A 12057-nucleotide genomic window follows, 5' to 3' on the forward strand; every position below is an offset into this window, starting at 1 on the left:
CGATGCTCGTCCAGAAGGCGTACGGCGCGCTCACGGAACTCAGGCGAATATCGCGATGTCTTCTTCTTCTCTACCATAGGGCTCATCCTCCGAGAGTTTTACTCTCCGGTAAACCCGGGGCAGTTCAGGAGGGGCAAAGCCATCAGGCCCGACAGCACGGCGGAGAGCAGCAGCAGGAGTGTCGCCACCGGGCGACGGACGAACCAGGCGATGAATTTCAAGGAAGCTGTCCGGTCCCTGCGGGAGGACTCTGTTTATAAGGACGATCGGCCACTGCGTTTTTTCAGCGGCCGGATGAAAAAAATGCTTCAGCGCTTAGCGCATGTCCGCATCACCGGCGGCCAATACCGGTATCACGGTAATGGCGGCGGCCTGCACGGCCAGCCCGTGCTCGGCCGCAGCCCGGCGCAGCAGGGCGGCCACTTCCGGCATCCGGCAGGGAATCTTCCGCCCCGTGCCCGCCTCGACAAAGGTGACGGCCAGCCTGCCTTTGCGTTCGGGCGCGATGCCGTAATGCCACAGGCGGTCCGGGGAGACGTCGCGGCGCAGGATGTCGCGGGCGACGAGCAGGTTCAGGTTGCGCTGGATCGAGCCCTGGCTGGGCGGATGGCCGTCGGTCATGGTGCGCAGGGTCTTCCAGATCTCGATGGCGGTGGCTCCCGCACCCGCTTCAAGGATGCCATGCAGCAGCACCCGGCGCAGGTCAGTCATCTTCACGCCCGCCTCCCGGCAGCGATCCTCAAGCTTGCGCACCGCATTGCGACTGGCTCCCATGCCGGGACGGATCTGGTTCAGGGCGGGCGGAGAACGACGGTGTTCGGAAAAGGCGAGCATGGGAATGATCCTGTCACGATCAGAATAAAGGAATGGCCAGAAACCTCAGTTCCTGTCCGGGTGGATGTAGAATTCGACGGGCACGGTCAGGGTGATCGGATCGCCTGCGACACTGTCCGGCGGGATGGGTAGCGGCTGGGCGCGTTTGGGGAGCGCTATGGCTTCCTGATCCAGCAGCGCATGACCGGAACTGCTGGCAAGTGTGACCGAGAGCACATGGCCCTTGCGGTCCATGGAAAAGGTCACGGTCGGAACACCTTCCTGATGGTCGGCCATGGCGTCGGACGGATAGCGCTTGAATTTTTCTAGTTGCGCCAGCAATGCGCCCTGCCACGTCACCGGGTCATGCGACGCATGGGCCGATGACGAACCGGACGCGGGGGCCGCCTGCGTGGGCGCCGGTGGCGCTTCCGAGGAGGGTGGCGCGGTCGTGGCCTCTGCCGGTGGCGTCCTGTCCGGGATTGGCTTTTTGAGCATTGGCACCGGCTTGCTCTTCTTGACGATCTTGCGCGGTTTCTCGGGCTTGGGTACCGGGACTGGCGGATTGGGCGCGGGTGATGGTGGCGCCGTGATCTTCGGCGGCTCGACCGGGGCCGGGTCAGGAATGGACTGGGTCTGCTTCGGGCCGATCGGTGCATCCGTCGGTGGCGTCGGTGTCGAGACAGGTTCCGGAGCCATGTCGATGGCGATTGCGGCAGGCGGTGGCTCGGGCACGGCCATCACGGGTGGCGGCAGGCGCATGATCCACCAGACCGCTCCGCCACTGACCGTGAGCACGGCGAGGAAGGACAGACCCCAGCGGAGTGCATCGTGACGTCGGGCCAGACGGGCCTGCCTTTTCTGCCACTCGGCAAAGGATGGGGGGACCGTCTCCTGTGTCATGTCAGGATGTGGCGTACCCACCATGTCAGCCGTGCCGCTCACGGCGTGCCTCCCGCAACGGGAGCCGTGGCAGGAGCACTACCAGAGGTTGTAGAACCGGTCGGCACCGTTGTCATGCCAGCTTCGCTGCCTTCCTCCTGTCCCTGCAGGTTGACCAGTGCGACCTTGAGGTAGCCAGCGGACCGCAGCTTATCCATCACGCCCATCAGCGTGCCGTAATCCACGGTCCTGTCGGCGCACAGGAATATCCGTTGGTCCCTGTTGCCCTTGGTGGCACTCTCCAGCGCGCCCGCCAGACCGTCCATGGTGATGTCGTCTTCCCCCAGCGCCAGGCCGTGATCGGCCTTCACCGTCAGGAACACCGGATCATCCGGTCGCGGCGTGGGCTTTTCGGTCGAGGATGGCAGGTCCACCGGAACGTTCACCGTGGTCAGTGGCGCTGTGACCATGAAGATCACCAGCAGGACCAGCATCACGTCGATGAACGGGGTGACGTTGATCTCGCTCGCCTCGTGCGGGCTTTCATCGGTATGGCGCATGCGGATCATGACGGATCACTCCCCGGCCGCCGTGCGGACATCCCGCGCCTGCGGGCCAAGGCGCACGATATTACCTTGCGCCATGAGCATCTGCGTGCGGCCCAGATCGCGCGACACCAGGCGCATCACCAGCGCTGTGAGGTCGGCAACCTGTGCGCGGCACGAGGCCGTCTGACGGGCGAGATGATTGTAGATCACCACAGCCGGGATGGCCGCGACCAGACCCAGCGCTGTTGCCAGCAGGGCCTCCGCAATACCGGGGGCGACCACGGCGAGGCTGGTCGCCTTGCTGGCGGCGATGCCGGTGAAGGAGGTCATGATGCCCCAGACCGTGCCGAACAGACCGATGAAGGGCGACGTCGCGCCAATGGTGGCCAGAACGCCGGTTCCCCGCAGGAGTCTGCGCCCTTCGGCGGCCTCAAGACGTTCGAGGTGCAGGACGATGCGTTCCTTCAGCCCCTCGCTGTCATCGGGGATGTCGGCAGAGCGCTTGCACTCGGTCTCGGCGGCCATGACCAGCGTGTGGGCAATGGACGAATTCCCCCGTGTCCATTCCTCGCCGAGGTCCAGCGTGTTGGCCTCTTCCAGCGCTTTTTCGGCCTTCTGTAGCTTGAGCCGCACGCGCAGCAGTTCGACCGATTTGGCGATGAAGATGGTCCAGGTCAGCAACGAAGCTGCGGCCAGCAGGGTCATGACGCAGTGGACGACAGGACCGGCGTTGAGGAACATATCCCACGGGGAAAACGAGATCGGGGTCATGACTGACCTCCTTTGACAGACGGGGTGCGGCACCATGCCCGGAGGACGTAGGCAACCGTCACGATGAGGGGAATGGAGAGGGCAGCCCAGGACAGGGCCAGCCAGATGCCGTGCTGCCCCAGCAGGGCGGACAGCAGGCCGAAGATGGTCAGTAGTCCCAGTGCAATCGGCCACGGCCAGACGGCAACGGGGTGACGTGATGCCGACACAGGAAGGGATGGCGTGGGGATTTCTGGAGAGACGGCGTTCATCGCGTGCCCTCCACCAGAGCAGGCAAGTCGTCCGCATCATCCAGATCGTAACCCAGAGCCCGCAGTCGGGCGTCGGTGGCGATCCTGCGCTTGCCCGCCCACAGCGCCACACCGCTGACCAGCACGCCGATCACCACCACATCGAGCAGCGCCCACAGGATTTTCAGTGGCATGCCACCGTAATCGCCGAAATGCAGCGGGCGGGAGATTTCGAGGAAGCGCAGATACCAAGGCATGGGATACGCCCCGGTCAGTTCGCCCGTGCGGGCATCAACCAGAACCGGGGTAAACAGACGCGCCCGCAGCGGGGTCGCGCCGCGCGTCCAGAGCACGTAATGCACCGGACTGCCGAAGGATGCGCCGGGGAAGGACAGGCCAGTCACCTCATTGCCAGGCGCTGCTTTTGCCGCCATGTCGAACGCGGCCTGCACCGAGGACAGATGGTCCTGCGAGGGGACCGGCAGATTAGCATAAGGTCGCAGGATCTGACGCACATCGGTCACGCGCCACAGCCCGAACAGTGGGGTCTGGAGTTCGTTGACCAGCCCGGTAAAGCCCACCACCGTCGCCCAGACCAGCGTGGCAGCCCCCAGCAGGTTGTGCAGATCAAGCCATGTCAGCCGCGAGGCCCGATCCGTTCGGACAGAACCGAACGGCAGCCGCTTCATGAAGCGGCCGTACAGCACCGTGCCGGACACCAGAGAAGCGACGAAGACGCCGCCCATGAGACCGAGAAACAGCCGGCCGGGCAGATAGGCGAACAGGCTGGTATGGAGGCGGTTGCAGATCCCCATGATGATGCCGGTCCAGCTGCGCGGCTCCTTTGGCGCATCGGCCGGACGCGACTGCTCCAGCACCTTCGCCGTGCGGGCGTCGAACTTGATCCAGTGACCGGAATGGCGGTCCGGGTAATTCTCGTCGTCCTTGAGCGCCTGCCAGCTTGGGGCCATAGAGACCAGCACCGCCGGCTCATCGTCGTCAGGATTGACGCTGGTGATGATCTGGCCGGGATAGAGCGCACGCGCCTTGTCAACGATAACATCCTGACTGGCGTTGGGTGTTCCCGGCGGCAGAACCTCGTAAGGCGGATCATCGTCGCCGACGAACGTGTCCCATATCTGCTCGGAAAACAGCAGCGGCAGACCGGTCACGCACACGATCAGCAGGAACAGCGTGCAGACCAGGCTCGTCCATTTATGGACTACAAACCAGCGACGCAGGGTGCGGGTGGTCATGAAAACCACGCGCTCACAAGTGCGTGTAATAGTGAGTCGCAACTCCGTTTTGTGTAAAATTCTGCCGGGTCCATTACATCTACGCGCCTTCGCATGCGTCGGAAATCGGGAATATTTCGCTAATGACCGGCTGATCACAAACGGTCAGCGACAAATCCCTCACCTACAAAGACGATCCAAAACCGGCTTTTTTCTCGAGGCTCTGAAATTTTTTTCAGATAACGCGTTGAAACGCCTGCCTGTCCCTTCCTCGAACAAAGCGGATCATGTCGCTTGCCGCTCCGTTCCACAGCACCAAGACATTCTGGTTTATCCCAAGCGACGGCCATTTCCGGCAGCACTGTAGGATGTGAAAATATTGCGACTTTTTCTCATTTGCGTTAGAGGCATGAGTCGCATTGACATGCTGTTCGTCTCTACGGATCACCCCCAACCCGTCATGACCGATGACATGAATGGACCAAGCACGTGACGTCCTGGAGCACACTTCTGACAACGCTTTTCCGATCTGAACAGCGAAAGGTCGAGGCGCTTGCCAGGAGGAAATGTGCGGATCCGGAACAGGCTGCGGACGTGGTGCAGGATGCGTTCATGCGGCTCAGTCGGCTGGCTGAACCTGAGGCCGTCAACAACCCGGGACATCTCCTCTTCACCACGGCATCCAACATCATGCTGGATTATAACCGTCGGATCAGACGTGAACGCAACCGGGATGGAGGAAGTATAGCGCCAGACCTCCCCTGCCCCGTTCCCAATGCCGAGGCACAGCATGCTGAAAAGCAGCGCAGGGCCATTCTGCGAGAAGCAATCGCCGCTCTCCCCGACGAAACACGTGACATCTTCATCCGCTTCCATCTCGAGGGACGCAGTTACCGTCAGATCGCGGAAGAAAAAGGGATGGACCTCCGCCGTGTCGAATATCATCTTCGTGACGCCATGAAAGCCTGCCGCCAGTACGCCCGCGACCATCAGTGACAATCATTTACGCGTCACCGCAAACAGGATCATGGTATCCCGACCTGTCGCCTGTTACATCTGCGGAAACGATAAACGAGACAGCATGTCCGCCTTCTGGGCGGCTGGGTATCTGAACGTGCAGAACAGGAATGAACCGTCAGGTGACGCATTTGATGCGGCCAATGCCTGGTATCATCGCTTGCAAGGGGACAATGTCACCGAGGCAGATCGGGATGCTTTTCGTAAATGGTGTGCACAGAGCCCTGACCATGAGGCGGCGTGGGAAGACATCCAGACTTTTGCATCGGACATCAGGATAACGCTTGCACAAAAACCACCAGTGCCCGCGCGCAGCACCATCCGACGCCCCCGAGGTTCACGCCGTTCGGTCCTGGCGTTAGGCAGCCTTGGTCTGGCCATCGCCTGTATCGCCATGCTGTCCAGCGGGTGGAGAGACTGGCTCCAGGCAGATTACCGCTCTGGCCAGGGCGAACAGAAAACGGTGACATTGGCGGATGGGTCTGTTGCAACGCTCAGCCCGAATAGCGCCCTGAAGATACTGCCTGACACACATGAGCGAGGCCTCGCCCTGCTCCATGGAGAGGTATGGTTCTCTGTCCGTCACGATAGCGCGCACCCGTTCTACGTTCTTGCCGGCAAAGGCCGAGTGACCGATGTCGGCACGCGCTTCGATCTCCGATATCTGGAAGGACAGACAAACGTCGCCGTGGAAGAAGGTATGGTTGACGTTGCCTATGGCCCCCCTCCCCCCGATCACGTCAGGCTAACGGCAGGACAGGATATCTCCTACGGCACAGGCGATCTTGGCGGCATACAGGCAGTTGATCCTGATGACATTGGCGCATGGCGCAAGGGGAACCTCGTTTTCCGTCAGAAGCCGCTTGCGGAAGTCGTCGCGGAACTCAACCGGTATGGAAGCACGAAGCTCGTACTCGCCAGCCTTCAGGGGCGTAACAGGCCCGTTTCCGGCACGTTCGTCATCGGTCAGGAAGACACAGCCCTAAACGCCCTTCACGAGGCATTTGGACTCAGGATTTTACGCTTCACGCGCTATCTGACCGTCCTCTACTGATCTTTCGTCCAGCTTTGACACGATCAGCAATGACCTGACCCAAGGAGCAAAATACCGTTTCCGACACCGGACAGACCTCTCAGACAGCACTCTTTTTCACATCGCAAAAAAATAAATTCATAAAAATTTTCCGAAAGTGCCGGGTTCCGTCGTCTTCACAAACAAGATGCAAGTGAGAATGCTTCTCATGTCAGGAAGCATTCCCGGAAGATGACAGGGAACCAGAACAGGTGAGCGGATTTCATACACACTCCAGATGCCTCCCCTCGCGGTGCGGAATGGCGCGACTGCTGCTGACAACGTCTCTATGCTGCTCGGTCGGCATTGTCGCCAGCATCGGGCAGGCCAAAGCGGCAGCGACCGTCAATCCCACCGAACAAACTTTCTCCTTTTCCATTCCGGCACAATCACTGGATGGAGCACTCGCCACTTTTTCAAAGATCACGCATATCCAGACCGTCGCGGCCGGTGAATTAACACGTAATGTACGTTCCCCAGGTATCAGCGGTAATCTGACGCCTACCGCTGCTATGAATGTCCTGCTCGGTGGCACTGGTCTAAGCCCCCGGACCAGTGGAAATGTCATTATTGTTCAAAAAGCAGCCGCCAATATCACCCTCGGCCCCGTGCGTGTGGGTGGTACCGTTGCTCATGAAAATCCGACCGGACCGGGGGTCGGTTACGTTGCACTGAACACCATGGCGGGGACTAAGACAGACACTCCTATTACCGAAATTCCGAATTCCATTTACGTTGTAACCAAGCAATTGATGCAAGATCAGCAACCTCAGGACGTCGCAGAAGCGCTACGCTATACTCCCGGCGTATATTCAGAGTCTACCGGCGAATACGACAACGGAAGCGGATTGACCGGGACAGCGGGCGGGATCAAACAACGGGGATTCAGCACGAATGCTTTTGTTGATGGGTTAATGCTCAATTCAGCAAGTTCGGGTGAGACCGCTTTTATTGAAAGGATTGAAGCGATTAATGGACCCGCATCGGTGATGTATGGCCAAACCAATCCTGGCGGTATGATTGGTATTAGTCTTAAAAAGCCAACGGACACACCGTTACATCAGGCTTCTATAGGGTTCGGGAGTTGGGGGCGTTACGAGGCTACGCTAGATGTTAGCGATAAGATCACAAAAAGTGGTAGTTTGCGCTATCGCATAGCGGCGATTGGCGTAACGTCTGGAACACAGGTTGATCATATTGGCTATCATCGTGTGGGGGTTTTACCCTCCATTACATGGGACATTGATCCTAAGACATCTCTTACTTTACTCGGGATGTATATGTACACTCCAGGTAATGGTACAAATTATATGCAGTACAGGACTTGCGGCACCTTAATTCAAGATGGCAACTGCCCTCGAATTCCACGAAATACATTTACCGGTTATCAGAGTTGGAATGAAGACGAATCAAAAGAGGCAATGTTTGAACTCATTTTCCAACATAAGTTCAACAAATTCGTCTCTTTTTCTCAGGTTTTCCGATATGAAGACTCACAAAGCGCTAACAGAGACACATACACTAGTTCACTAATAAACTCAAATGAAGAAGAAATAATGCCATGGTCTATTCTGAGTCGTTCAAAAACCATCGGGCTCGACTCTCGTGTCTATGGAAAATTCTCCACAGGCCCTGTAAAGCACACGTGGATTGTTGGTTCTGATTTTAGACAATTAGAATATGTCCAAAACGCGCTGTATGATTACACGAAAACATATACGCAAAGTATTTACAATCCTTCTACGGATACGGCAGTTTGCCTCGACATTCACTCCGCTGCATGCACCGTTTACGGAAGTGTCGGTCCATATAATTATTTTCAAGAAGGTGTCTATTTTCAGGACCAGATCAAATGGAAAGGACTCTCGGTTCTCCTTGGAGGACGTGAGGATTGGGTGAATTACAACAACCAAAGATATTCCGTAAACAATGATAATGCGTCACATACGGTGACAGAATCGAACATTTCTAAGTCACCCCGACCACAACATGCATTCACGTGGAGAGCTGGATTAATATACAATACAACATTTGGCCTTTCGCCATATTTTAGTTATTCAACCTCTTTCGTCCCGCAAGAAGGATCAACAAATTATTTAGGAAAGCCGTTTTCTCCGTTAACAGGAAGTCAGATGGAGGCCGGTTTTAAATATAAAGTTCCCAATAAGGATATTCTAGTCACAGCGGCAGCGTTCCACATTGACGAAGATCACTACTTAATAAGCGATCTCGTACATACAGGCTTTAGTAGCGATGCTGGCAGGGTTAAATCTCAAGGTTTTGAGGTCGCGGCAAATGCAAACATTACTCGAAATCTACGCGTTGTGGCATCATACACATATACAGACATGCGTTTTGCAAAGACCAATGCTACAGCAAAACGTACTGATCCTTTGACCGGCGCTACATACGGATCCGCTGTGTCAGAAGAGGGGAAAGTAGTTCCTCAGGTGCCACGTAACATGTTTTCCATCTTTGCTGATTATACTATCCCATCTACCTTTGCCAGAGGTCTTGGACTTAATTGGGGAATGAGGTATGTTGAATACTCATACGCGACGAACGTCGAGTCATTCAAGGTACCGTCTTATGTATTGTTTGACATAGGCGCTCACTACGATCTGGGACAAGCAATCCCAGCTTTAAAGGGATTGAAAGCGCAACTCGCAATATCGAATCTTACGAACAAATACTACGTAACGAGCTGCGGTGGATCGTTTTGTTATGCCGGGCAGGGGCGTCGGTTTTACGGAAACTTGACCTACAATTGGTGAAATTTTACCAACAGAAACTGCACCGACTTTCCTTATTTAAAATCAATGTGTTGCCCGTCATCTCGATGCCAGAGTCGTGGGGCAACATCGCTGCAAGTTCCGAGGGGCATCCCATGCAACAATCATGGGTTATCCCCGGCAAGATCCACGGTGCCATCCATGCCAAACTCGGGGGACGATGCTGTGCGCTATCCGTGAGGTCACACGGCAATTGGCGAGGGATGCGCTCCCCGCCCCAAAAACTTTCGCGAAACTGGAGAAACCTGTTCGGAGATATATCCAGTGGGATCACACCAGAATGATGCGCAGACCGACCGGAATCTGCTCTTCCGCCTGATCGTCAGCGGCCAGATATCCCTTACCTCCCTGGTCGAGGCTCTCGCTGTGGCGGAACATCGTAATTTTCGAAAAGCTGGTGAAACGTTACAGATTTCACAATCTTCTATCAGCAATCGGATCGGCACGCTTGAAGCTATTATCGGTTTCCGCCTCTTCGAACGCCGCAACGGCGTGCATGTCACCTACGAGGGACAGCAGTTTCTCTCCGTCATCAATGAAGCCGTCAGTCTGATTGACCACGCACTCCGTCCCACCCGCCTGCTTCCAATCGCCACTGAAAGCAGGCTTATGGTCGGTGTCCAGTCCTCAAGCGCGGGAGGATTTCTGCATGATATCCTCGATCGTTTCGTAAAACATTCGCCTTATGTCCGGCTGATGTCGGGCGAATTCGCCCCTGACCTGCTGATCTCCGGCCTGCGACGACGCGAGATCGATATCGCCTTTACCCCTGACATTCCACCACGTCGGACACTGGCCCATGATATTCTGTGCGTCATGCCCTTGTGGACCGAAACCATGATGGCGGCACTGTCCGAGCATGACCGGCTGGCCATGCAGGAGGCCGTGACATGGAACGATCTTGCGGATCATACCTTTTTGGTTCGCCGGGAGGGCATGGGATCGTGGCTGATGGCGCAGGCCCTTCCCTATCTCGAACAACATGGCGCACCACCCCGGATCGAACACATGGTGGTTGGGCGAGACACCCTGCTGGCCGATGTCGTGCGCCGCCGAGCAGTGGCCCTGACCTCCGCCGCGACAACAAGCCTGTCGGTTCCGGGCGTGCGCCTGCGTCCTCTTGCAGGTGATCCCATCACCCTGACCTTTCATGCCCTGTGGTCACGCCAGAACCACAATCCAGCGCTCCAGACGCTTCTTAAACTGGTTAGGACGGTGAAGCCCCCGAACATTTCTGACGCCACCTGACAAAAGCCCTGTCGGAGAGCATGAATTTCTCGATCATTGGGGCTATCAATTTCTGTGGCGTGACACTCTGCCGGTGCAAAGCGTTCATGGCTTCCGCATATGCCAGAAGATCCCGATGCACGGACGCGGGCAGATCGATCGTAAGCCGAACCGGTTTTTCGTCGGGCAAAGCACTGATTTTCAGATCACTCATGATCCGTTTCTCCTTTTACATGCCATGGTCGGACGACCAGATCCCGATTCAGGACGACGGTGAACGGCAGCCCCGGCCGGTCGGTCAGGGTGGGCTGGACATTCAGGCTTCGGTCAATCAGCCGGTTGCCGACCATGGAGAAGCCGTTGCTGGCGCCGGAGCGGATCGCCTGGGCCAAATTGTTTTCACTCTGACTGGTCCCCGCCTCCGAACCCACGCTGAGCAGGGTCGTGACCAGGGCCGCCCTGAAAAGCTGACCCCAGTGATTGTTCACCTCGTCGGACAGGCCCGACTGGCCGATGGCGTCACCACCGGGCAGCTTTTCCAGCACCAGGCTCTCGCCGTCGGGGAAGATCAGCCGCGTCCAGATGACCTGGGTGCGCTGCTGCCCGAAGGAGACGCTGCTGTTATAGGCCCCGAACAGCAGGCTGCCCTGTGGGATCAGCAGGTAGCGGCCGGTCGGGCTGTCATAGACGTTCTGTGTCACATGGCCGATAATCTGGCCAGGCAGGTCGGAACTGATCTTCGTGTTCAGCGCGCCGGCAATCACCGTACCCGCCTGAAGGATATAGGGCGAGGCGGGCGGCATGATACGGTCCGGGCTGGTCGTCGCGCGATCAGGCTGCCCCGCCAGAAAGGCGAGGTTTCCAGCCTGTGGCCCGGCCGTGGTGGACGCCCGCCCCTGAGAGGCAGGAGCAACCGGCGTGGGCGGGGTCGCCTGTTCGCTGGCACGGTCGCGCTCCCCTGTCTGCACGAACAGCCGACTGGCGATCGCGGCCTCGATTTCCTGTTGCGCGCGCCGGTCGTTGCCACCCGAGGCCGCCTTTCCCTGCCCCTGTGCCTTCAGGATAGTGTGCCCAAGGTCACCGGGCAGAGCAGGACCGAGCTTCGGCACGCCGTTGCCGACATAGTCTGAGGGCAGCCCTGCCAACCCATCGGCGGACGGACGCACATCCGTGTCCTGGCTGGCGGCGGGCGGCGCTTTGTGGCTGCTGTTCTCCAGCGCGTAGCCGAGCGCGAGACCAATGGCGAGCATCCCTGCCCCGCCGAGCGCCCAGACCACGGTGCGGTTAAGACGCACCACACGCGGTCGTTCCGCCCGCAGGCGCAGATCGGGTGGGGGGACCGGGGTCGTGGAAGATCCTCCGGTCGCAGGAGCCGCCCCGCTCATGTTCGACGTCCATCGGTGCGGACGATGCGCACCCGTTGCTCGGAATGTTTGTCGCCCAGTCGCAGTTCGGCTGCGGCGAACAGCC

Annotated in this window: 13 protein-coding genes; 4 read left to right on the top strand and 9 right to left on the bottom strand. The window is 58.1% G+C overall.

Translation table 11 applies throughout. The annotated features are described in order from the left end of the window. Nucleotides 1-98: 98 nt before the first annotated feature. The 7 genes from OQZ28_RS16280 to OQZ28_RS16310 form a co-directional block, all read right to left on the bottom strand. Nucleotides 99-221, bottom strand: a complete 123-nt coding sequence (locus OQZ28_RS16280) for a hypothetical protein (protein ID WP_458136641.1) — start codon at nt 219-221, stop codon at nt 99-101. 94 nt (nt 222-315) lie between these two features. Beyond that, entirely contained in the window at nt 316-834 is a 519-nt protein-coding gene (locus OQZ28_RS16285) for a Fur family transcriptional regulator (protein ID WP_458136642.1), read from the bottom strand. A 45-nt stretch (nt 835-879) separates the two neighbouring features. Continuing rightward, the gene (locus OQZ28_RS16290) at nt 880-1758 is read right to left on the bottom strand and encodes a TonB family protein (protein ID WP_458136643.1); all 879 of its coding nucleotides are present in this window, start codon (nt 1756-1758) and stop codon (nt 880-882) included. Further along, entirely contained in the window at nt 1755-2264 is a 510-nt protein-coding gene (gene exbD, locus OQZ28_RS16295; RefSeq protein ID WP_458136644.1) for a TonB system transport protein ExbD, read from the bottom strand. The genes OQZ28_RS16290 and exbD overlap by 4 nt, the downstream gene beginning before the upstream one ends. Nucleotides 2265-2270: 6 nt before the next feature. Next, nucleotides 2271-3014, bottom strand: a complete 744-nt coding sequence (exbB, locus tag OQZ28_RS16300) for a tonB-system energizer ExbB (RefSeq protein WP_458136645.1) — start codon at nt 3012-3014, stop codon at nt 2271-2273. Continuing rightward, nucleotides 3011-3265, bottom strand: a complete 255-nt coding sequence (locus tag OQZ28_RS16305) for a hypothetical protein (protein ID WP_458136646.1) — start codon at nt 3263-3265, stop codon at nt 3011-3013. The genes exbB and OQZ28_RS16305 overlap by 4 nt, the downstream gene beginning before the upstream one ends. Further along, the gene (locus tag OQZ28_RS16310; RefSeq protein WP_458136647.1) at nt 3262-4500 is read right to left on the bottom strand and encodes a PepSY-associated TM helix domain-containing protein; all 1239 of its coding nucleotides are present in this window, start codon (nt 4498-4500) and stop codon (nt 3262-3264) included. The genes OQZ28_RS16305 and OQZ28_RS16310 overlap by 4 nt, the downstream gene beginning before the upstream one ends. A gap of 468 nt (nt 4501-4968) precedes the next feature. On the opposite strand from OQZ28_RS16310, the gene OQZ28_RS16315 reads away from it, so the two are divergent. From OQZ28_RS16315 to OQZ28_RS16330, 4 genes are all read left to right on the top strand, one after another. Continuing rightward, a complete protein-coding gene (locus OQZ28_RS16315) occupies nt 4969-5475 on the top strand; it encodes an RNA polymerase sigma factor (RefSeq protein WP_458136648.1) in 507 nt (168 codons plus the stop codon). A gap of 85 nt (nt 5476-5560) precedes the next feature. Continuing rightward, complete coding sequence (locus OQZ28_RS16320; RefSeq protein ID WP_458136649.1) at nt 5561-6550, top strand: FecR family protein; 990 nt, start codon at nt 5561-5563, stop codon at nt 6548-6550. Nucleotides 6551-6828: 278 nt separating this feature from the next. Continuing rightward, nucleotides 6829-9342, top strand: coding sequence for a TonB-dependent siderophore receptor (locus tag OQZ28_RS16325; protein ID WP_458136650.1), 2514 nt, complete (start codon nt 6829-6831; stop codon nt 9340-9342). A 282-nt stretch (nt 9343-9624) separates the two neighbouring features. Next, complete coding sequence (locus OQZ28_RS16330; protein ID WP_458136651.1) at nt 9625-10608, top strand: LysR family transcriptional regulator; 984 nt, start codon at nt 9625-9627, stop codon at nt 10606-10608. Here OQZ28_RS16330 and OQZ28_RS16335 read toward each other — a convergent pair. Further along, nucleotides 10568-10801: a DUF2274 domain-containing protein gene (locus OQZ28_RS16335; RefSeq protein ID WP_458136652.1), complete on the bottom strand. Its 234-nt coding sequence runs from the start codon at nt 10799-10801 to the stop codon at nt 10568-10570. The two genes, OQZ28_RS16330 and OQZ28_RS16335, sit on opposite strands and share 41 nt — an antisense overlap. Next, nucleotides 10794-11972 carry a TrbI/VirB10 family protein gene (locus OQZ28_RS16340; protein ID WP_458136653.1) on the bottom strand — a complete coding sequence of 393 codons (1179 nt, stop codon included), beginning with the start codon at nt 11970-11972 and terminating at the stop codon, nt 10794-10796. Before OQZ28_RS16340 ends, OQZ28_RS16335 begins: the two co-directional genes overlap by 8 nt. Between the last annotated feature and the right edge of the window lie 85 nt (nt 11973-12057).

The organism is Komagataeibacter sp. NFXK3 (assembly GCF_054182245.1).